This is a genomic window from Ruegeria sp. YTSC002 (assembly GCF_059609845.1).
In genome coordinates this window covers 113,457-132,374 of the sequence record NZ_JBXWML010000007.1, presented here as the reverse complement: position 1 = coordinate 132,374, position 18,918 = coordinate 113,457, and the positions used below count along the sequence as shown (strand labels likewise).

At 57.2% G+C, this 18,918-nt stretch carries 23 protein-coding genes; 12 read left to right on the top strand and 11 right to left on the bottom strand.

What is annotated here, in order from left to right:
* Positions 1 to 24 precede the first annotated feature (24 nt).
* On the bottom strand, positions 25 to 792 hold the full coding sequence (locus tag AC2FFD_RS14625) for a glycerophosphodiester phosphodiesterase family protein (protein ID WP_170346727.1): 768 nt from the start codon (positions 790 to 792) through the stop codon (positions 25 to 27).
* Positions 789 to 1,244 (bottom strand): RidA family protein, encoded by a 456-nt coding sequence (locus AC2FFD_RS14620; RefSeq protein WP_496873443.1) that lies wholly within the window; start codon positions 1,242 to 1,244, stop codon positions 789 to 791. Before AC2FFD_RS14620 ends, AC2FFD_RS14625 begins: the two co-directional genes overlap by 4 nt.
* Before the next feature lie 345 nt (positions 1,245 to 1,589).
* Between AC2FFD_RS14620 and AC2FFD_RS14615 the strand changes: the two genes are divergently transcribed.
* Positions 1,590 to 2,360 carry an MlaA family lipoprotein gene (locus AC2FFD_RS14615; protein ID WP_257600881.1) on the top strand — a complete coding sequence of 257 codons (771 nt, stop codon included), beginning with the start codon at positions 1,590 to 1,592 and terminating at the stop codon, positions 2,358 to 2,360.
* On the top strand, positions 2,350 to 2,949 hold the full coding sequence (locus AC2FFD_RS14610) for an MlaC/ttg2D family ABC transporter substrate-binding protein (protein ID WP_480685838.1): 600 nt from the start codon (positions 2,350 to 2,352) through the stop codon (positions 2,947 to 2,949). The genes AC2FFD_RS14615 and AC2FFD_RS14610 overlap by 11 nt, the downstream gene beginning before the upstream one ends.
* Before the next feature lie 102 nt (positions 2,950 to 3,051).
* Here AC2FFD_RS14610 and fliP read toward each other — a convergent pair whose 3' ends face one another.
* From fliP to fliF, 4 genes are read right to left on the bottom strand one after another with little or no spacing between them, the layout of a single operon-like run.
* Positions 3,052 to 3,780 carry a flagellar type III secretion system pore protein FliP gene (fliP, locus tag AC2FFD_RS14605; protein WP_171117115.1) on the bottom strand — a complete coding sequence of 243 codons (729 nt, stop codon included), beginning with the start codon at positions 3,778 to 3,780 and terminating at the stop codon, positions 3,052 to 3,054.
* Positions 3,780 to 4,067 (bottom strand): FliM/FliN family flagellar motor switch protein, encoded by a 288-nt coding sequence (locus AC2FFD_RS14600; RefSeq protein ID WP_170346730.1) that lies wholly within the window; start codon positions 4,065 to 4,067, stop codon positions 3,780 to 3,782. The genes fliP and AC2FFD_RS14600 overlap by 1 nt, the downstream gene beginning before the upstream one ends.
* The gene (locus tag AC2FFD_RS14595; protein WP_496873442.1) at positions 4,060 to 4,656 is read right to left on the bottom strand and encodes a FliH/SctL family protein; all 597 of its coding nucleotides are present in this window, start codon (positions 4,654 to 4,656) and stop codon (positions 4,060 to 4,062) included. Before AC2FFD_RS14595 ends, AC2FFD_RS14600 begins: the two co-directional genes overlap by 8 nt.
* Entirely contained in the window at positions 4,656 to 6,239 is a 1,584-nt protein-coding gene (fliF, locus tag AC2FFD_RS14590) for a flagellar basal-body MS-ring/collar protein FliF (protein ID WP_496873441.1), read from the bottom strand. The genes AC2FFD_RS14595 and fliF overlap by 1 nt, the downstream gene beginning before the upstream one ends.
* A gap of 119 nt (positions 6,240 to 6,358) precedes the next feature.
* On the opposite strand from fliF, the gene AC2FFD_RS14585 reads away from it, so the two are divergent.
* From AC2FFD_RS14585 to AC2FFD_RS14565, 5 genes are read left to right on the top strand one after another with little or no spacing between them, the layout of a single operon-like run.
* Positions 6,359 to 6,856 (top strand): flagellar basal body-associated FliL family protein, encoded by a 498-nt coding sequence (locus tag AC2FFD_RS14585; protein ID WP_496873440.1) that lies wholly within the window; start codon positions 6,359 to 6,361, stop codon positions 6,854 to 6,856.
* Between the two features lie 9 nt (positions 6,857 to 6,865).
* Entirely contained in the window at positions 6,866 to 7,342 is a 477-nt protein-coding gene (locus AC2FFD_RS14580; RefSeq protein ID WP_425079959.1) for a hypothetical protein, read from the top strand.
* Positions 7,339 to 7,923, top strand: coding sequence for a MotE family protein (locus AC2FFD_RS14575; RefSeq protein WP_480685832.1), 585 nt, complete (start codon positions 7,339 to 7,341; stop codon positions 7,921 to 7,923). Before AC2FFD_RS14580 ends, AC2FFD_RS14575 begins: the two co-directional genes overlap by 4 nt.
* A 47-nt stretch (positions 7,924 to 7,970) precedes the next feature.
* Complete coding sequence (gene motA, locus AC2FFD_RS14570) at positions 7,971 to 8,840, top strand: flagellar motor stator protein MotA (protein WP_170346736.1); 870 nt, start codon at positions 7,971 to 7,973, stop codon at positions 8,838 to 8,840.
* The gene (locus tag AC2FFD_RS14565; protein WP_496873439.1) at positions 8,837 to 10,972 is read left to right on the top strand and encodes a hypothetical protein; all 2,136 of its coding nucleotides are present in this window, start codon (positions 8,837 to 8,839) and stop codon (positions 10,970 to 10,972) included. The genes motA and AC2FFD_RS14565 overlap by 4 nt, the downstream gene beginning before the upstream one ends.
* 166 nt (positions 10,973 to 11,138) lie before the next feature.
* Here the strand turns inward: AC2FFD_RS14565 and AC2FFD_RS14560 are convergent, their stop codons facing one another.
* Together AC2FFD_RS14560 and betB are read right to left on the bottom strand one after the other, a co-directional pair.
* The gene (locus AC2FFD_RS14560) at positions 11,139 to 11,453 is read right to left on the bottom strand and encodes a hypothetical protein (RefSeq protein WP_496873438.1); all 315 of its coding nucleotides are present in this window, start codon (positions 11,451 to 11,453) and stop codon (positions 11,139 to 11,141) included.
* Between the two features lie 107 nt (positions 11,454 to 11,560).
* Positions 11,561 to 13,015, bottom strand: coding sequence for a betaine-aldehyde dehydrogenase (gene betB / locus AC2FFD_RS14555; RefSeq protein ID WP_496873437.1), 1,455 nt, complete (start codon positions 13,013 to 13,015; stop codon positions 11,561 to 11,563).
* 187 nt (positions 13,016 to 13,202) lie between these two features.
* Between betB and AC2FFD_RS14550 the strand changes: the two genes are divergently transcribed.
* Positions 13,203 to 13,532, top strand: coding sequence for a hypothetical protein (locus AC2FFD_RS14550; protein ID WP_496873436.1), 330 nt, complete (start codon positions 13,203 to 13,205; stop codon positions 13,530 to 13,532).
* Positions 13,533 to 13,539: 7 nt separating this feature from the next.
* On the opposite strand, the gene AC2FFD_RS14545 is transcribed toward AC2FFD_RS14550, so the two are convergent.
* Both AC2FFD_RS14545 and trhO read right to left on the bottom strand, forming a co-directional pair.
* Positions 13,540 to 14,049 carry a potassium channel family protein gene (locus tag AC2FFD_RS14545; protein ID WP_170346741.1) on the bottom strand — a complete coding sequence of 170 codons (510 nt, stop codon included), beginning with the start codon at positions 14,047 to 14,049 and terminating at the stop codon, positions 13,540 to 13,542.
* A gap of 65 nt (positions 14,050 to 14,114) precedes the next feature.
* Complete coding sequence (trhO, locus tag AC2FFD_RS14540; RefSeq protein WP_496873435.1) at positions 14,115 to 15,020, bottom strand: oxygen-dependent tRNA uridine(34) hydroxylase TrhO; 906 nt, start codon at positions 15,018 to 15,020, stop codon at positions 14,115 to 14,117.
* Between the two features lie 96 nt (positions 15,021 to 15,116).
* Here trhO and pncA point away from each other — a divergent pair, with 96 nt between their 5' ends.
* On the top strand, positions 15,117 to 15,710 hold the full coding sequence (pncA, locus tag AC2FFD_RS14535) for a bifunctional nicotinamidase/pyrazinamidase (protein WP_480685825.1): 594 nt from the start codon (positions 15,117 to 15,119) through the stop codon (positions 15,708 to 15,710).
* On the opposite strand, the gene AC2FFD_RS14530 is transcribed toward pncA, so the two are convergent.
* Positions 15,707 to 16,237 (bottom strand): hypothetical protein, encoded by a 531-nt coding sequence (locus AC2FFD_RS14530; RefSeq protein ID WP_496873434.1) that lies wholly within the window; start codon positions 16,235 to 16,237, stop codon positions 15,707 to 15,709. The two genes, pncA and AC2FFD_RS14530, sit on opposite strands and share 4 nt — an antisense overlap.
* Before the next feature lie 164 nt (positions 16,238 to 16,401).
* Here AC2FFD_RS14530 and pncB point away from each other — a divergent pair, with 164 nt between their 5' ends.
* From pncB to AC2FFD_RS14515, 3 genes are all read left to right on the top strand, one after another.
* The gene (pncB, locus tag AC2FFD_RS14525; RefSeq protein WP_496873433.1) at positions 16,402 to 17,694 is read left to right on the top strand and encodes a nicotinate phosphoribosyltransferase; all 1,293 of its coding nucleotides are present in this window, start codon (positions 16,402 to 16,404) and stop codon (positions 17,692 to 17,694) included.
* A 77-nt stretch (positions 17,695 to 17,771) separates the two neighbouring features.
* Positions 17,772 to 18,266, top strand: a complete 495-nt coding sequence (locus AC2FFD_RS14520; RefSeq protein WP_496873432.1) for a hypothetical protein — start codon at positions 17,772 to 17,774, stop codon at positions 18,264 to 18,266.
* On the top strand, positions 18,263 to 18,910 hold the full coding sequence (locus tag AC2FFD_RS14515) for a hypothetical protein (RefSeq protein ID WP_496873431.1): 648 nt from the start codon (positions 18,263 to 18,265) through the stop codon (positions 18,908 to 18,910). Before AC2FFD_RS14520 ends, AC2FFD_RS14515 begins: the two co-directional genes overlap by 4 nt.
* Positions 18,911 to 18,918 lie beyond the last annotated feature (8 nt).

Below are 18,918 nucleotides of genomic sequence, written 5' to 3'. Positions count from 1 at the left end.
TATCTGTGACCGAGGCGCCAAGGTTCAAGCCGAATGCGCAGCCAGATACCCTTCGAAGGTCACATTGTCGGCAACCATGCGGGCCTCTGCCTCTTGTTCGGGCGTCCGAACGGTCCAGCACAGGATCGGCACGCCCTGCGCCTTCAGTTCGGCCACACGCGGGCGGGAAAGGTCTTCCGCCTCATGGCTGATGAAACCGGCCCCGACACGGTCAAAATCAGGAACATCGCGCAGGGTGTCGCAGACGGCTTGCGGAAGAAGCTCGACACTGGGCTCATAGGCGCAGGTCGTGATGCCGCGCGGCAGATGCGGAGCCAGCCGCGCCAGTTCCGCGACCGAGTTGGGATTGAAGGACATCAGGGCCACCGGACCTTCGTACCCCTGCAATGCGCGCACGGTGTCGTGCTCGAGGGCACCGATATTCATACCCATAACGCCGTCCTGGTCCTTCAGCTCGATCAGCAGCGGCACCTGGCCTGCCACCATATCCAGCACCTCATCCAGCGTTGGAATGCCGTCATCACCATACAGAAGGGTCAATTCGGACGCCGCCGCCGCCGACACCTGCCGGATCGGCCCGGGCTGGCCGGTCAGACGCCCCATATCGTAGTCATGGAACACGACGGCACGATCGTCAGCTGTCAGTTGAAGGTCGATCTCGATCCCGTAACCGGCATCAATGGCGGCACGAATGGCCGCCCGACTGTTTTCCGGGCGGTTGTTCGAGACGTCATGCAGCGCCCGATGAGCAATCGGGGCCTGCAAAAACGCAGTTGGCAGGGGCGGTATCATTCGATCTCGAATATGCCTTCGATCTCGACCGCCACGCCCAAAGGCAGCGACGCAGCACTCACGGCGGAACGCGAGTGGCGACCGGCGTCGCCCAGCGCTTCGACCAGGAAGTCGGATGCGCCGTTGATCACTTGCGGCTGCGCCGTGAAATCTGCGGTCGAGTTCACGAAACCGGTCAGTTTGATGACACGCACCAGTTTGTCGATATCTCCGCCACAGGCCGCCTTGACCTGTGCCAACAGATTGATCGCGCAGACCCGCGCCGCTGCGGCTCCGGCTTCGACATCAATATCATCGCCCAGCTTGCCGGTGATCAGCTCATCCGTTTTCGATATCTGGCCGGACACGTACACGATATTGCCCACACGTACATACGGCACATAGTTTGCCGCTGGAGCGGGTGCGTCGCCCAGCGTGACACCGAGGCTTTCCAGTTTTGCAGCGATGCTCATTGAAAGGGTCCTTCCCTGATTGACTCAGCCGGACGCTAACCGGGAAGCACAGCCGTGGAAAGACGGAATGCGGCAAATTCCGGCTTGCATGCGATCTGAGCATATCTTTACTTATTATGACTTTTAGATACTCAATTGCTTTACCCGGACCTGACGGACAGGTTACACGCTAGGTGTTTCATTTGAGACCTGAAACGACTATGTGACAAGAACTTGTGCCATACCGGCGAGTAAGTATTGGTAAATTGTGATTGTTTGCCCGACAGAACGTACGCCGGGCATTTGGGAGAAGCAAAGATCGTGTCGAGCAGATTTCGCCTGAAACACCTGGTTGTCCTGTCGCTCATGGCCATTCTGTCCGCCTGTGCAACGACACCTCCCGAGGGTGCCTCACGCAGCGACGTGTTTGACCCTTACGAAAACACGAACCGGGGAATTCACAAGTTCAATCTGGGCGTTGACCGGTTTCTGTTTCGCCCTGCGTCCAAAGGGTACGTGAAGATCGTTCCCGATCCCATGGTCACCAGTTTCAGCACATTCGCCGAAAACATTTCGCTGCCCGGGCAGGCGGTCGACTACCTGCTTCAGGGCAACCCGAAACAGATGGGCAATGCGCTGCTGCGCTTCGTGATCAACATGACCGTGGGCGGCTTTGGCCTGTCCGCGCCCGCAGATGAGCTGAACCTGCCGCCCGTCGATACTGATTTCGGCGAGACCCTGCACGTCTGGGGGGTCGGTGAAGGGGCTTATGTTGAACTGCCTTTCTATGGCCCGTCGACGCAAAGGGATGCCATCGGCGTCGTGATCAACCTGTTCTCGAATCCGATCAATTTTACCCCGGTCCGGCCCGCCGACAATCTGGGCGTCTATGCCGAAGTCGTTCGCCGCATGGGTGATCGTGGACGGTTCTCGGATACCGTGGATTCGATTCTGTATGAAAGCGCCGACAGTTATGCACAGGCCCGCCTGATCTATCTGCAAAACCGCCGTTTCGAACTGACAAGAGATGACGAAGACGCCTATCTGGATCTGTATTCTGACCCCTATGCCGAAACCGGGACAGACCCGGTCAGGGACCCCTATCTAGACCCCTACGAGGACCCCTATGCTGAATAACGAGTTGAACCGCCGTAACTTTGTCGCAGCTGGTCTGGCCTTGGCGGTCCTGCCCAAATCCGCGCTTGCCCAGACCGAAGCAACAGCCAAGGCACTGGTCAGCAGCGTGGTCAACGACATCAACAGGGTTATCGAATCCGGCAAGTCCGAGACTGCGATGCTGCGTGATTTCGAGAAGATTTTCGTGCAATATGCCGACGTCCCGATCATGGCGCGTTATGCCCTCGGTGCCGATGCCCGCACGGCCACCCCATCCCAGCTGAAGCAATTCACCAAGGCGTTTCAGGGCTATATCTCGCGCAAATATGGTCGCCGCTTCCGCGAGTTCATCGGCGGTGAGGTCAGCGTGCGCAATGCCCGCAAGATCAAGGCCGGATATGAAGTTCGCACATTGGTCAAACTGCGCGGCTCGGCTCCGTTTGATGTGACGTTCCTTGTTTCGGACAAGTCGGGGCGTGAAAAATTCTACAACATGTTCATCGAAGGCGTGAATCTGTTGCTGACCGAACGCACCGAAATCGGCGCGATGCTGGATGCCCGCAAAGGCAACCTGAACCAGTTGATCAAAGACCTGAAAAAGACGGGCTGATCCGGTTCACTTGCGGTTGGGTGTTGAAATACGCCTTAGACAACAGTGGACCAGAGGCATCTGACCACCTTTTTTTCTGCACACCGGGGCTAAATGTTGAGGTCACGGCATGTAACTGCGCACCAACGCGCCCGCAATCAAAGCCCACCCGTCGGCAATCACGAAAAAGGCCAGCTTGAATGGCAAGGATACGATTGCCGGAGGCACCATCATCATGCCCATCGACATCAATACCGCAGCCACGACAAGATCGATGATCAGAAACGGCAGGAAAATCAGAAACCCGATCTGAAACGCCCGCGCGATTTCCGACAGCATGAAGGACGGCATCAAGACCGACAACGGCGCTTGTGCGGACAGCTCCATAGCCTCACCACCGGGGCGCAAAGCCGCCATGGCATAGAACGTGTCCGCATCCAGTCGGGCCGCCATGAAGGCGCGGAACGGCTCTAACGCGCGCTCCAAGGCTGGCTCCACTTCCATCGTCTCTTCCATCATCGGTCGTATCCCCGTCGCCCATGCTTCTGAAAATACCGGATCCATGATGAAATAGGTCAGGAACAACGCCAGGCTGACCAACAGCATATTGGGTGGAGATTGTTGCAGGCCGATCCCTTGCCGCAGGATCGACAGAACGGTGATCAGGAAGGGAAAGCAGGTGATCATGATCGCCAGCCCCGGAGCGATGCTCAGTACTGTGATCAGCAGAATCAGCTGGATCGTCCGGGCGGAAATCGACCCGCCCTCGCCCAAAGACAAAGTCAAATCCTGGGCAGCGGCCAGTGAGGGCGTCAACACGGCCACCAAAGCCAGGCAGATTACATAGCGCATCAACCGATTCCGTTGTGCAGATCCGCAATCTCGGTCAAGCGCACTGCAAGTTGCCCCGCCTGATCGCCTTCCATTTCTTCCAACAGCCCGCGCGCCACCAACTGATCCCCAACATAGAGGTCAACCGGATCTTCGATCCGTTTGTCCAGGGTCAGCACGGCATTCTCTCCCATGTTCAACAGGTCCTTGATCAATGGACGCGCACGACCAACGGAAACGGTCACTTCAATCGGGACCGATTCGAACGGGTTGGGTTTTTCAGATTTCGGGATCTGGGTGTCATTCATTGGACAAAGCCTCTCTTGTCTCAAAGACATAAGCGTCAAAGGTCTGTTCGATGGCGGTGAGCAAAGCGGTGCAATCAACCTCACGCCGACTCGTGCCGACCTGAAGGCGGGCCTGACCCGGCTCCAGCTCGGAGTGTTCGATCACCTGAGGAGTGGAATGCAGATCTTGCGGCAACAGCGCTGCGACACTCTCGGCACATCCCGGCGACACCAAAATCTGCATCGGCTGCTCTACCCGCGAACGCGCCATTTCACAGAGTTGTTCCACGATGCGGGCTGCCAGGCCGCGCTCTGCCATCTCAGGCAGTACGGTCTGAACCAGGCTGGTGAACATGGGCTCCAACGACAGGGTCATGCGGGCGATGGCTTCGTGATAGGTGAAAGACATATCCTCAAGCGACCTTGCCAATTCAGCCGAAATCTGGCCGCGACTTTGCTCCTGCGCCCGCGAGGCATCTTCCCAACCGGCCCCATACCCGTCTTCGAAGGCAGCGAGCCGTTGTTCTTCCAGCGTGTCCTCATTCAAGATCAGAACTGGCCCCGTACCGGTCTGGGTGGTGAAATCCTCAAGAAGATGGGCAATCGACATCACACCCGCTCCTCGCCTTCTTCAAGCCAACTGCGCAGGATCTCGACAGTCTCTTCCTGCTTGTCACCGATCATGGCGCGCAGCCGATCGACAGGATCCTCCGTGGCGTTCGAGCCGAGGGCCGGAACACCGCGCTCTGCCGGCAGGGTCGAGAACTCTGCCGGATCCTCCGGTGCGATCTCACCAGTCAGCGCCAGGGAATCCGAATCCGCCCCTCCTGCCGCCGTCAGCAGCGCCGGTGTCGGTGATGCTTTCGTCAGGATCGGGCGGATCACGAACAGGGCCAGCACGAGCGAAACCAAAGCCAGCACAGCCATCTGTATCAAGGACATGACATCCAGATGGATGTTCTGCCAGAGCGACGACGAAACCAGAGTGCCCTGCGGTTCGACCGACGGCAAATCCATGGATTTCAGTGTTATAACGTCCCCGCGCGCCGCATCGTACCCGACTGCCGACGCCACGAGCTCTTCCAGAGCGGCCAGCTCTTCCTGAGGCAAGGGCGTGAAGACTTCGGTACCGGAGGCGTCCACCGATCTTTTCCCGTTGACCAGAACTGCAACCGTCAGACGCTTGATCGCGCCGGGGGCCTTGTGAACTTCCAGTTCTGTCTCGGAGACTTCGTAGTTCACCCGCTCTCGAGTCTGGGTAGCCGTCGAGTTCGATTCGTCCCCACCCGCCGCATCACCATCCGGCAGGTTCGACGCCACGGTGACATCCGATGACTGGTTTCGGGCGCTGTCCGAACGTTCTTCGACATCCGTGCTGATCGCCACGCGGCCTTTGGGGTCAAAGCGCCGCTCGCGAATGGATTCCGTCTTGGTTTCGGTGTCCACACTGACCTCGACCACGGCATTGCCTGTACCGACACGCGCCTCGACCAGACGCAGAACACGTTCCCGCAACTGGCGCGACTTGTCGTCCGCAGTGTCCGCAGGCGCTGCGGTATCCTGCCCGCCAATCACGGCCCCGTGCGAATCAACCACCGTAACGTTCTCGGGCGTCAGGCCGCTGACGGCCGAGGCAACGAGGAACCGGATGGCCTTGGCCTGATGCCCGGTAATTTCGGTCCCGGATGGCACCAGGTAGACCGAAGCCGTTGGTGACACGCTGCGCTGAAACGGGTTTGCCGTCCCGTTGGCAATATGGACGCGCGCCTGAGTTATATGCGGGCTTCCGACAATCGTCCGCGCCAGTTCACCCTCTTTCGCGCGCCAATAGGCAGCATCGAACATCTGAGAGGTGGTGCCAAACCCGCTTAGCGAATCAAGCAGTTCGTACCCTTTGTTGCCGTTTGCGGGCAGGCCTTCGCTGGCCAGGGTCATTCGCAGCTCGTCGCGCTGCGCGCCGGATACGTAGATCGATCCGCCCCGGATTTCATATGTGACGCCGCGCTGGTCCAGCGCGCGTACTATTTCCCCGGCGGCACCGCTTTCCAGACCCGCATAAAGCAGCGTCATGGACGGAGCCGTCACGAGGCGCGACAAGCCAAGGATTCCCAGAAACACCAGCGCAACCGCACCGGCGACGATGATTTGTTTACGCCTGTCCAAATTAGCCCAGACAGTTCCGATCTGCTGCACGCTCACCTCCGACTCGCCGGCATTCTGCCCGACGCACCCTCTGTTTGGACGATTGCTCTTAACAATCGGTTAGTCCCTGCGCGGTTATGACGGGGTCGGAACGGATGAATGAGGACGTCATGACCGACGCAACCGACGAACTGGCGGAACCCACCGGAAAAAAAGGGAAAAAGGGAATGCTGATCGGGATGCTTCTTGCCATCGCCGGAGCTGCGGGCGGGTATTTCCTGACGTCCTCCGGATTGATTCCGCTGGGTGGCAAGGCCGCGGTTGAAGCCGGCAAGGACAAGGCGAAAGAGGAACCTGCCAAAGCGCTGGCGGATGTCGGTTTCATTGATCTGCCGCCGGTTGTTGTATCGGTGAATTCCGGCAAGTCGCGACATTTGAAGTTCCACGCTCAGCTCGAAGTTAACGCGCCGTACATGGATGATGTGAAAAAAATGCAGCCACGAATCATGGATGTCCTGAACGGGTACCTGCGAGCCGTTGAATTGAAGGACCTGGAGGATTCGTTGGCATTGACGCGCATCCGAGGTCACCTGCTGCGACGCATTGGAATTGTCGTTGGCGAAGGGCGCGTTCGCGATGTGCTGGTGATGGAATTTGTGCTGAATTAGGAGGCGGAATTGGAGCTGATTGCGGATATTTTGCTGGTCGCCGGTGCGTTGGGCGCGGGACTTTATTGCTTTGTGCTGTCGCGCCGCCTCAGGCGGTTCACCGATCTTGAAAAAGGCGTCGGTGGCGCGGTGGCCGTGTTGTCGACCCAGGCAGAAGAGCTGAAGAAATCCCTCGACAGCGCGCGAAATGCCTCTGATCAATCGGGGGATCAGCTTAAGGCGCTGACGCAAAGGGCTGAAACCGTGGCTCAGCGCCTGGAGCTGATGATGGCATCTCTGCATGATGTCATCCCCGAAGAAGAAACTGCCGCTCCGGAAAAAGCAAAGCCTGTCCAAGACGAGCCTCAGCCTGAAGAGCAACAGGGCACCAAGCACGAGAAAACAGCGGAACCGGTCGAAACTGGTGCGAGTGAAGAGCAACCCAAAGCGCCAGAGGGCCTGATGTTCTTCCGGCATGACCGCAAGCAGAGCGGGGCGCAGGTATGAGCCTTGCGCGCAACGCCAAACACGATACGCGCCCGCGCGGCGGTGTGCTTGCTGTCATCTCATTGCTGATGATCGGTTCGGCTGCGATTCGCGTTGGCTTGGAGGCGGGACCTGCGCTCGCCAAACCGGCGATGCCCGAAGCCGTGAAAAACAAGCCCGCCGCATCCGAAACACGCGATGTTCAGGTTGTGTTGGCAGAGCTTTTGCGCCGGGAGGAACGCGTCAAACGGCGAGAGGATGAATTACGCGATCAGGAAAAAGCACTCGAGATCGCAACCCAAGCCGTTGAAACGCGTCTGACGGCCCTGAAGGAAGCAGAAGATGCCCTGCGTGCCACGTTGGCGGTTGCGGACAAGGCGGCAGAGAACGATCTGGCGCGCCTGACGGATGTTTACCAGAACATGAAACCAAAGGACGCAGCCGCATTGTTTGAAACCATGGACCCGACCTTTGCCGCAGGGTTCTTGTCCCGCATGCCGGCGGACGCAGCGGCTGGCGTACTGGCGGGCCTGAGCCCCGAAGCGGCCTATACGATCAGCGTTGTCATGGCCGGACGCAACGCCTCGGCCCCGCAGGAATAGTCGCCGGTGTTGCCCGGTATCGCACAGAACTCATCTGGAGATCTCAAATGATTGGAATTGTTGGAATTGTTGTCATCTTCGTAATGGTCTTCGGCGGCTATCTCGCGGCAGGTGGCAAGATGACCATCATCATGAAATCTCTTCCCTTCGAAATGATGATGATCGGCGGTGCCGCCGTAGGCGCCTTTCTGATCAGCAATGACATGGGCGGCGTGAAACATACGATCAAAGACATGGGCAAGGTGTTCAAAGGCCCGAAATGGAAGCCCGAAGACTATCGTGACCTTCTGTGTCTTCTGTTTTCGTTGATCCGCATTGCCCGCGCCAATCCGGTTGAGGTCGAGCAGCATATTGAAGACCCCGAAAACTCCAGCTTGTTTTCCGCATATCCCAAGATCCAATCAGACAAGGAGGTCGTCGACCTGATTTGTGACACCATGCGGTCGGCGGCGATGAATTATGACGATCCGCATCAGGTTGAAGAGGTTCTGGAGAAGCGCATGGAAGCGAATTTTCATCATGCCATGCACTCAAGCCATGCACTTCAAACAGTAGCAGACGGCCTGCCCGCGCTGGGGATCGTTGCCGCGGTTCTGGGCGTGATCAAGACGATGGGATCAATCGATCAGCCGCCCGAAGTGCTGGGGAAGTTGATTGGGGGCGCCCTCGTAGGCACGTTCCTGGGCGTTTTTCTGGCCTATGGTCTGGTCGGCCCCTTCGCAGGCAAACTGAAAGCCGTGGTTGAAGAAGACAACCACTTTTATCAGCTGATCAAAGAAGTACTGGTGGCCAATCTGCACAATCACAATGCCGCCATGTGCATTGAGGTCGGACGCCAGAACACCCCAACCCATAACCGCCCGGGCTTTTCCGAGTTGGAAGACGCATTAAAAGAGCTCAAGCAGGCGGCGGCATGAAGCGCATCGGGTTTCTGATTGCGGTTTTGGTCACGGCTGCGTCTGCCGTGACCGCAAAGGACGTGGTGGTGCGATCCGGAGAGCATGACGGATTCACACGTCTGGTTTTCGACGTGCCACCGGACACCCGCTGGGTGCTGGCGCAACGGAAGAACGGCGCAAGCCTTACCATTGCCCTGGACGACGTGACATTCAAAACCGGCTCGGTTTTTGGGCGTTTGACCACGAACCGCCTGGCTTCTTTATCGCAGAAGAACCCCGGCAGCGCGTTGGAGCTGGAGTTCGGATGCAACTGCGTGGCGTCGGCGTTTCTGTACAGAAACTCGATGATCGTACTGGACATCGCGCCAGGGGAATTGTTGCCGCCGCTTCTTGAGGATATACCGCCACCCTTGATCGGAAAAACAGCCCAAGACAAACCGCCATCGGTTGAGACAGGGTTGCATCTGCCGCTTCTCACCATGACTGAGCAGGGGATAAAAGACCAGCTGTCGACTCGTCTTCTGCAAGGGGCCGATCGCAAGTTGCTGGACTTGAAGCTTGCTCCTGTCGGGCCACGCAATACCGCCCCGTCCGGTACAAGCGTAGTGGCGCCCCAATTGAGTTCGAACTTACGTCTGACCACGGTTTTGGACGATTTACAGAATGTTTTGAACGCAGAACTGCAACCAATTGACCAAAGACCGGCCTGCATCTCGACTGCTGAGCTGAGTTTTGCGTCCTGGTCTGGGGACTCGCCTTTTCCAGATCAAGTGTCAGCTCTCCGTTCAGGGCTGTACAAAGAGTTTGACAAACTTGACGGCGAAAAGGCCATGAAACTGGCCAAGCTCTACGCCTCTTTCGGTTTCGGAGCCGAAGCGTTGAGTGTCTTGAGGCTGTTGGAGACGCCGCCAGAGGGCTTCGAACCAGTTGCAGCAATTGCCCGGGTTGTAGATAACCGGCCGCCGCTGCCCAGGAATCCATTCAACGACCTGCAACGATGTGACGGTGATGCTGCACTTTGGGCTGTGTTGTCCGAAAGCGAGCTGGCACCTGACGCGAATGTGGAAGCAATCGAACACACGTATTCAAGACTGCCGGATCATCTTCGCCGCCAGCTGGGGCCGCGGTTATCAGAAATACTGGTGAACGCACAACAACTGGAGGCTGCCCGCAGGATCCTTCGCTCGGTTGACCGGATTGAACCGGAAACGACATCCGGTGTCGCTCAGGCCAAAGCCAGCGTTGCCAAGGCGGAAGGGAACAGTGACCGCGAAGAAGAATTGTTGACCGAGGTTATAACCTCAACCAACGCCGCCACTGAATCACCGCTGGCTTTGGCGCGCCTGGTGGAAAAACGTTGGTCTGAACGTAAAGCTGTTTCTTCTCAGGAGCTTGAACTGGCGGCATCTTATGCGGTCGAGTTCAGGCGATCGGAACTGGGCCCGATGATGAACCGCACCTATGCGATCGCTCTGAGCCTGAGCCAGGAATTCGACCGCGCATTTGACGTGATCAAAGCGCAGCCACCCGGCCCCGATAGTGGCGGCGCGATCAATCGGCATCTGCAATTGCTTGCCGAAAGATCGGATGACGCAACCTTTCTACGCCAGACGATGGAGGCAATGCAGCCGGACATGGCGGCAGTGCTGACAACCGATACTGCAGTTGCATTGGCCAGCCGTCTTGCTGATCTGGGCTTTGCTCAGCAGACATTCGCTCTGGCGAACAGATCGGAAGACCAGTCGCGGCGCTTGGATCGGGCTCGATTGCGGGCTCGGGCCGCTTTGCTGTCAGGGCGCCCTCATCAAGCCCTGCTGGAGCTGGCTGATGACAATTCCGAGGAGGCGAATGCCTTGCGCGCGCAGGCGATGGTCTCAACAGAAGATTTTGCAGCCGCCGGCGATATGCTCCGAGATCTCGAGCAAAACGAAGCGGCAAACCGCTATTTCTGGCTGGCCGGGGTGTCGGATGAAAGGCTGGAACCTGCGGGCGGGAAATACGCGGCGTTGAACCAAACGACCCAAGCCTTGTCTGACCTGCCGGAACGATTGGCGGAAAAACCGCTGGCGGATGCTGAAAACCTGTTGAAGGACAGCCAGTCCGCCCGCCAGCGGATCGATGAAATGTTGAACGCAGTTGGTGTAAAATGACGTATATCGCGACTGTTCCGCCCGCACCCGGCAAAGTGAAGGCAGGTCCCGATCCCGGTATACCCTGCAATGCGTTTCAACCGCTGGGAGCCCGGCGCGTTGCTTCAAACCGAATCCAATCAGAACACCCGATCAGGCGGGGATGCAAATATGGCTCCAACTTCTTTCAAGGATGTTGGGTTCCAGACATGACGCCGAAGAACAGGCCGCCGAATTTCAGGCCGCGTTCCTCAACCAATAAGGTCACGACAGCTGACCGCCCGCGAAGCAACCGGTACCGTGGCATTTGCGGCAGATGCGTGAAAACGAGACACCTGATCAGCGATATACGGCGGTAATGGTTCCGCGTCTTCAATGAGTTCAGTGGCCAGAGAAATTGCGGACGAGTCTCCTCATCAAACCGGGCCAATCGGCCGAGGATGGCAACGTCTTTGAACACGAATTCCGCAATACCTACCTTTTCCGGCACGCTGGCAGGCATCGATGTTGTCAGTGTAGTATTGCCCGCCACTGGCTGGCGTTTCCTCTGCTCCCGGCGCCGAACACGGGGAGCAGAGACATCAAGAAAAGCGGACAACCGTCCTTGATTCAGTACGGAGCCTCAACGTCATTCATCGAGACATAGACGGTTTTCATTTCCGAGAAATGGTTGATCGCCAGTTTCGAGTTCTCGCGCCCGACACCGGACATTTTCGATCCGCCAAACGGCGCTTCGACCGGGGCAAGGTTGTAGGTGTTGATATAGCAAGTGCCTGCTTCGAATCCGGCCACGATTCGATGCGCCCGGGTCAGATCATTCGTGAAGACACCTGCGGCCAGACCGAACTCGGTGTCATTGGCGCGGGCCATCACCTCTTCCTCGGTCTCGAAATCCAGCACCGACATGACGGGGCCAAAGATTTCCTCGCGCGCGATGGTCATGTTGTCCGTGACGTCAGCAAAAACCGTGGGCTGCAAAAAATAGCCGTCCCGGTCGATCCGTTCACCGCCATAAATCAATCTTGCGCCTTCGGCTTTTCCCTTTTCGATATAGCCCAGGGCGATGTTCATCTGGTTCTCGCTGACCATCGGGCCAAAGCTGACGTTCTCGTCCATTGGATCGCCGATTTTCGCGTGATCCAGACGTTCTGACAGACGTTTCAGGAAGGCCTCTTTGATACTTTTCTGAACAAAGACGCGGGTGCCGTTGGAACAAACCTGACCCGAAGAATAGAAATTGCCCAGGATCGCACCTGAAACAGCGTTTTCGATGTCGGCATCGTCAAAGACGATCATCGGGGATTTGCCGCCAAGTTCCATGGTCACATGCTTCATGCCATCCGCCGCAGCAGCATAAACCTTGCGGCCCGTCGGCACAGAACCCGTCAAAGAGACTTTGGCCACACGCGGATCGGTGACCAGCGAAGCACCGACATCGCCGTAACCCTGGATCACGTTGTAGACACCCTTGGGCGCGCCGGCCTCGACAAGAATTTCAGCCACTTTCAATGCCGAAAGGGGTGTGGTTTCCGAAGGTTTGAACACCATCGTATTGCCACAAGCAAGCGCCGGGGCACCTTTCCAGCAGACGATCTGCGTCGGATAGTTCCAGGCGCCGATCCCGACGCAAACACCCAGCGCCTCGCGGATGGTATAGACGAAATCACCCCCGCCCAGCGGAATATGCTCGCCAGTCAGAGAGGCGGCCAATCCACCAAAATACTCCAGCGCATCGGCCCCCGAGGTGGCATCGGCCACAGTGGTTTCCTGAATCGGTTTGCCGGTATCATGGGTTTCCAGAACGGACAGGTCGTAATTGCGTTCGCGCATGATATCAGAGGCGCGGCGCAGGATGCGGCCACGTTCCGTTCCGGACAGGGCCGCCCAAGCCGCCTGAGCGTTTTTTGCACTATTTAGAGCCTGTTCCACAATCACCGGCGTCGCCGAATGCAAACGTGCAATCACTTCGCCTGTAGCGGGATAGATCACTTCAATGGCCGTACCGTTTGTATCTTCGACATATTCGCCATCAATGAAATGGCTGGCCCTGGGCTGAAACTTCATACCGTGTCCTTTTCTTTCGCACCCGTCAGGACGGGACAAATGGTCAGTCGAAAATCGGCCTATCGGTTATTGATTGACCAGTCAATAAAATCATCGAAGGGGCGGTTTCACGCCTGTCAAACCCCATAATCCTTGAAATTTTTGGTTAATGTTCTATTTATGTTCTACATAGTCAGAGGACAAACCGATGACCCAGCAAACACGCCCCTCAGCCCTGAACGGGCCGAACAACGACTATCACCTGCTTCCAGTCACCGACCGGCAGATGCGGTATGCGCGTGCGATTGCCGAGAAGTCAGCCCTTGAGATCCCTGTTGAGGCACAGCGCGACCGGCGGCTTTTGTCTGACTGGATTTCAGCCCACAAACCACGCGGGACCTCGCAGTTCGACAATTACCCGACGGGAAAACAAGTTGCGTTTGCCGAGCGGATTTCACGCAGCAAGCGCCGCCCGATCCCGTCCGAGTGTTTCCGCGACAAGAAAATGATGTCTCGCTGGATCGATCAGAACAAATAGACCCTTATTAGGGTCTTTCCTGAGTGTGATTGCGGGCGTAAAGCGAAACTGCTGCGGCAACAAACATCCCCAGCAGGATATAGCCCGTTACGGCCTCGGACACGGCGAGCCCACGGCACAGACCGGTCGGGGACATGTCGCCATACCCGACTGTGGTAAAGGTGACATAGGAAAAATACAGGATATCCCCCGGACCCTGCGCACCGATGACACAGTGGTCGTTATACCCAAAGGCGCCGTAAACCGCGGCGAACAGGAAGGGGACAACCTGAATGAACGACACCCCCATCAGAAACAAAAGCCTTCGGGGCGACTTTACCTGGGTCATGTAATACCAGGACTGCGACACCAGCCAGATCAACAGGCCAACCGAAGCGATTGTGCCAATCGTGTCGCCCGCAGCTGCCTCGTTCAGGCGTGAAAGACCATACCAGGCAAGAAAGCTCGCCAGAACCAGCCCCAACGCTGCAATCAGGGTTGATTTCCATTCATCCAAAGTCGTGGGTTTGCGGTGCATGAACGCCCCTTCAATCCGGTCTTCGCGCAATCATCCGACCTAAAGGCATCGCCCGCAACCCGAATTCAGTCCTGGCGCAGATGCGCCTCACCCCGCTCGCGCGCCAGCAGGATCTGCTTTTGCCGCTCGCGAAAGCGCATTTTGTCAGCATCGGACGTCTCATCGATGCATTGATGGCATGAAACGCCATGCTCGTATTCCGGGCGCTTCACATCCTCGGGCAGGATTGGACGCCGGCAGCCATGACAGAGCTTGTGCGGCCCTTCAACAAGCCCGTGACCAACCGAAACACGATTGTCGAACACAAAGCATTCGCCCTGCCAGGAACTGTCTTCAGCAGGGATTGCCTCAAGATACCGCAGGATACCGCCTTTGAGGTGATAGACATCCTCGACCCCCTGACCCAGCAGGTAATTGGTGGATTTCTCGCAACGGATACCGCCCGTGCAGAACATGGCGACCCGCTTGTTGTGAAAGCGGTCCTTGTTCTGTTCCCACCATGCCGGGAAATCGCGGAAACTGGCTGTTTCAGGGTCTATTGAGCCTTCAAACGTCCCGATTGCCACTTCGTAATCGTTGCGCGTGTCGATCAGCACCACATCGTCAGAACGGATCAGGTCATTCCACTCCTGCGGGTCGACATAGTTGCCGACACGGGCGCGGGGGTCGACATCGGGCTGGCCCATGGTCACGATCTCTTTCTTCAGCCGCACCTTCATCTTGCCGAAAGGCGGATGCTCCGAGGTCGCTTCCTTCCACTCCAGATCAGCGCAACCGGGCAAGGATCGGACATGTGACAGCACGGCGTCGATTCCGGCACGCGGGCCGGCGATCGTGCCGTTGATCCCTTCCTGCGCAAGCAGCAGCGTACCGGTGACGGACTGCGTGCGGCACAGGTCCAGCAAAGGGTCACGCAACGCGGCTGGATCCGCGAAACGGGTAAAGTGATAGAGGGCAGCGATTGTGTACATACGCGCGATCTACCTTTGCAGACCCAGAGTCGCAAGGGATTGCATTGACGCCCCGCGCGCCGCCGCCTACCGATAGAGCGGTAAAAGGAGGCCGCCATGACCCATGCCCTGCTCGTGATCGATGTCCAGAACGACTTTTGCCCCGGTGGGGCACTGGCCGTGGCAGAGGGGGACGAAATCGTCGCACCGATAAACGCCATGATGGGTGAATTCGATGCCGTGATCCTGACTCAGGACTGGCATCCGGCGGGGCATTCTTCGTTTGCCAGTTCCCACGATGGCAAAAACCCGTTCGACCTGGTCGACATGCCCTATGGCCCACAGGTTCTGTGGCCCGACCACTGCGTGAAAGGCACACGCGGCGCCGGTTTTCATCCCGAATTGCGCACGGATGGCGACTTGATCCTTCGCAAGGGATTCCGCAGTGCCATCGACAGCTATTCCGCGTTCTTCGAGAATGACCACCAGACACCGACAGGCCTTAAAGGCTATTTGGATACACGAGGCATCGACCGTTTGACCCTTGTGGGATTGGCCACCGATTTCTGCGTGCGTTATTCTGCGGTAGATGCCGCCAGGTTGGGTTTCGACGTCACGGTTCGGATGGGTGCCTGTCGCGCGATTGACATGGACGGTTCGCTGGCAGCCGCCGAGCAGGCGATGCGGGACGCCGGAGTCGCTTTGACCTAAGGTGTGGCCCCTGCGGCGGCCAAAAGCTTGATCATCACGAACAGAACAACCGCCAGACCCAGCGCGAACCCAATGCGCCCTGGTATCGTGCGACGTTCCGGGTTGGTCTGGCTTGACGGTGGTGACGGAACGCGCATCGGCCGGCTGCGTACGATCCCCGCCATGGGTTGCGCCGTTCGCACGTAGTGCAGGAAATCCCAAAGGTTGAAATCGCCGCAATATTCACCCTGAATTCCACGCGCCCTGATGTTTTCAAACAGCGACCGCAGAATTCGCACCCGATCCGCCTGATCTTCGGCTGGAAACACACCAGGCACGATGCCGCTGTTGCGCGACTCGAGGCTGAACCCGGCATCCATGAAAATCTTGCGGATTTTCGGCGATGTTCCACGCAACGCGTCCGCGGCTCTGATATCGCGGAACACCGCACATACCTGGCGTTTCGTATCAGAGGCAGACCCCAGCTTTTCAGGCTCCAGATCTTCCAGCGCTACGTCAACAATATCAAAATCGTACTCGATACCCATTCATTAACTCAGTTTCGACTTTCCATCCCCTCTTCTCACTAACCGGTGAAAACAATGCACAATATGCCGGTATTGTGACCTCAAACTGGCATTGTCACCAAATCAGCGACTCTTGCCATTTCCGGAGTCGATTGATCTAACTACGGAAATCGCAGGAGTTCCCCATGGTCGACATCGCGACCCGCGTCTACAATCACAAATGGAAGATTGACCCGATTGTGCGGTCTTTGATCGATACTGACTTCTACAAACTGCTGATGTGCCAGTCAGTGTTTCGAAACAAGCCCCAAACAGACGTTGTATTCTCGCTGATCAACCGGTCGAATCACGTACCTCTGGCGCGTTTGATCGATGAAGGCGAGCTGCGGGAACAGCTGGACCACATCCGGTCCCTCAGCCTCAGCCGGGGGGAAAGCACCTGGCTGCGCGGCAACATGTTCTATGGGAAACGGCAGATGTTCCGCTCTGACTTCATGGAGTGGTTCGAGAATTTGCGCCTGCCGCCCTATCACCTTGAACGCAACGGTGATCAATACGAACTGACCTTTGAAGGCAAGTGGCACGAGGTCATGTTGTGGGAAATCCCCGCGCTGGCGGTGTTGATGGAGTTGCGCTCGCGCGCTGTGCTGAACGATATGCGCCGGTTCGAATTGCAGGTGCTGTACGCCCGCGCGATGACCCGGGTTTGGGAAAAGATCGAAAAGCTGAGCGCGATCAACGGGCTTGGGATCGCGGATTTCGGCACCAGACGAAGGCATTCCTTTCTGTGGCAGGATTGGTGCGTGCAGGCGATGATCGAAGGGCTGGGCGCATCCTTTACCGGAACTTCGAACTGCCTGATCGCCATGCGACGCGAGGTCGAGGCCATCGGCACCAATGCGCACGAACTGCCCATGGTCTATTCCGCGCTGGCCGACACGGATGAAGCGTTGGCGCAGGCCCCTTATGACGTGCTCAGCGACTGGCATGACGAGCATGACGGCAACCTGCGCATCATCCTGCCCGACACCTATGGCACCAAGGGGTTTCTGGACAATGCTCCTGACTGGTTGGCGGGATGGACCGGTATTCGCATCGACAGCGGCGACCCGGCAGCGGCGGCCGAGGTCGCCATAGACTGGTGGAACGCGCGCGGCGAAGACCCGACAGAGAAACGGATCATTTTCTCTGACGGTCTGGATGTCGAGAAAATCCAGGAATTGCATGCCCAATTCGCGGGCCGCGCCAATATTTCCTTCGGCTGGGGAACCTTGCTGACCAACGATTTTCGCGGGCTTGTTCCCAATGACGCGCTGGCGCCGTTCTCATTGGTCTGCAAAGCGGTATCGGCCAATGGCCGCCCGACGGTGAAACTGTCGGACAACCCGGAAAAGGCGATGGGTCCGAAAGACCAGATCGAACGCTACAAGCGGGTGTTTGGTGTCGGTGCGCAAGAAGCCATAAAGGTTGTGGTTTAGCCCCTATAACCCTTTAGCAAAAAAAGTCTATCGTGTGCTAAAATACCCAAATAGCTACTAATATTTGGAGTACGAAGATGGCAGGCATTGAGAATCCCGTTTCACTTGAAACTGCATTAATCGAGCGTGACGAACTTGGGCTGCATACAGTTGCTGCGTACTTGATCAGCCGAGCGTCAGCACTGACTACCCCGAAGGATGCCTTCGAATATACTTTGCCAGAAGAGGACACTGCTGAACTTGGCTTCAGAGATGTTGCAACCTTTCAACAATTGGACGGACGAGTGCCCCTGCCTTCTGTACCTGGTCCAGACGAGGATTCCGCCAATGAACAAGCCGTTTCCGCGCCAATCAGCTACTACGATCAGCTAGCGGAGTTTATCGAACGGGCCGAAGAGTCAGGTACAGTTCCAGACGTTCTGACTGCAGTCAAATATGGTCTTTCTGCCCCAAGCGACATTGTCAGAGTGGCGGCACTCAGTTCAGGTATGAAATTATTTCAGCTGCCTTCGTTGACCCCGTTGACTCGGTTCGAGTGGTTTGCACAGAGGTTCGACAACTGTCAGATTTGACACGCGAAGTTTACTCGACTCTCTTTCTAAGCCTCGGATCAGAGCCGTCCGCGCTGCCGATGAGGTTTCCGCAGCCGCCTGAGCCGGGCATCAGGGGCGATATTGGGCTCACACTGGTCCACGGTACTCATTTTGACATCAACTCAGATCCAGACTGGTATTATCCCGGAACCGGAGACCTTCACACGTATATTGCGCCACATCGCAGCGACATTTTCTCTGGAGCTGACTTCTTCGAATGGGAAGGGCGTTGGTCGGATCGTGGTCGTGATATTGCAGCAAAAAATTTTTCGACATGGGTACGGTACCAAGGTCTTGAAGGTTGCGATGTCGTCACTCACAGCCATGGGGGTAATGTCGTCATGAAAGCTGCAGAATCTGGCTTGAAACTGCGCCGGGTCCTGTTTCTGAGCTGTCCGGTGCATTGGGACAAGTACAACCTACTACATGGAAACATCACCCAAGCTTACGCGGCGCGAGTCAGGTTTGACTTCGTCGTATTAGCTGATTGGGGCGCGCAGAAGTTCCCGAGTTCTGCAAACTTGGTGGAACAACGGCGAGTCGGAAGCTTTTTTGGCAGCCACTCGGACACACGCAAGTCAGAAACCTGGCAAAGTGACCAGATTGAGAACATGCTGACTTGAAAGACCTT

Bases quoted from the DNA above. Each gene is read 5' to 3' on its own strand.
- AC2FFD_RS14615 (WP_257600881.1), top strand. From the start codon at position 1,590: ATGGCCATTCTGTCCGCCTGTGCAACGACACCTCCCGAGGGTGCCTCA.
- fliP (WP_171117115.1), bottom strand. From the start codon at position 3,780: ATGCGCTATGTAATCTGCCTGGCTTTGGTGGCCGTGTTGACGCCCTCA.
- AC2FFD_RS14545 (WP_170346741.1), bottom strand. From the start codon at position 14,049: ATGCACCGCAAACCCACGACTTTGGATGAATGGAAATCAACCCTGATT.
- AC2FFD_RS14600 (WP_170346730.1), bottom strand. From the start codon at position 4,067: ATGAATGACACCCAGATCCCGAAATCTGAAAAACCCAACCCGTTCGAA.
- AC2FFD_RS14565 (WP_496873439.1), top strand. From the start codon at position 8,837: ATGAAGCGCATCGGGTTTCTGATTGCGGTTTTGGTCACGGCTGCGTCT.
- trhO (WP_496873435.1), bottom strand. From the start codon at position 15,020: ATGTACACAATCGCTGCCCTCTATCACTTTACCCGTTTCGCGGATCCA.
- AC2FFD_RS14610 (WP_480685838.1), top strand. From the start codon at position 2,350: ATGCTGAATAACGAGTTGAACCGCCGTAACTTTGTCGCAGCTGGTCTG.
- AC2FFD_RS14595 (WP_496873442.1), bottom strand. From the start codon at position 4,656: ATGTCGATTGCCCATCTTCTTGAGGATTTCACCACCCAGACCGGTACG.
- pncA (WP_480685825.1), top strand. From the start codon at position 15,117: ATGACCCATGCCCTGCTCGTGATCGATGTCCAGAACGACTTTTGCCCC.
- AC2FFD_RS14585 (WP_496873440.1), top strand. From the start codon at position 6,359: ATGACCGACGCAACCGACGAACTGGCGGAACCCACCGGAAAAAAAGGG.
- betB (WP_496873437.1), bottom strand. From the start codon at position 13,015: ATGAAGTTTCAGCCCAGGGCCAGCCATTTCATTGATGGCGAATATGTC.
- AC2FFD_RS14620 (WP_496873443.1), bottom strand. From the start codon at position 1,244: ATGAGCATCGCTGCAAAACTGGAAAGCCTCGGTGTCACGCTGGGCGAC.
- AC2FFD_RS14550 (WP_496873436.1), top strand. From the start codon at position 13,203: ATGACCCAGCAAACACGCCCCTCAGCCCTGAACGGGCCGAACAACGAC.
- AC2FFD_RS14560 (WP_496873438.1), bottom strand. From the start codon at position 11,453: ATGCCTGCCAGCGTGCCGGAAAAGGTAGGTATTGCGGAATTCGTGTTC.
- pncB (WP_496873433.1), top strand. From the start codon at position 16,402: ATGGTCGACATCGCGACCCGCGTCTACAATCACAAATGGAAGATTGAC.
- AC2FFD_RS14520 (WP_496873432.1), top strand. From the start codon at position 17,772: ATGGCAGGCATTGAGAATCCCGTTTCACTTGAAACTGCATTAATCGAG.
- AC2FFD_RS14625 (WP_170346727.1), bottom strand. From the start codon at position 792: ATGATACCGCCCCTGCCAACTGCGTTTTTGCAGGCCCCGATTGCTCAT.
- AC2FFD_RS14530 (WP_496873434.1), bottom strand. From the start codon at position 16,237: ATGGGTATCGAGTACGATTTTGATATTGTTGACGTAGCGCTGGAAGAT.
- AC2FFD_RS14575 (WP_480685832.1), top strand. From the start codon at position 7,339: ATGAGCCTTGCGCGCAACGCCAAACACGATACGCGCCCGCGCGGCGGT.
- motA (WP_170346736.1), top strand. From the start codon at position 7,971: ATGATTGGAATTGTTGGAATTGTTGTCATCTTCGTAATGGTCTTCGGC.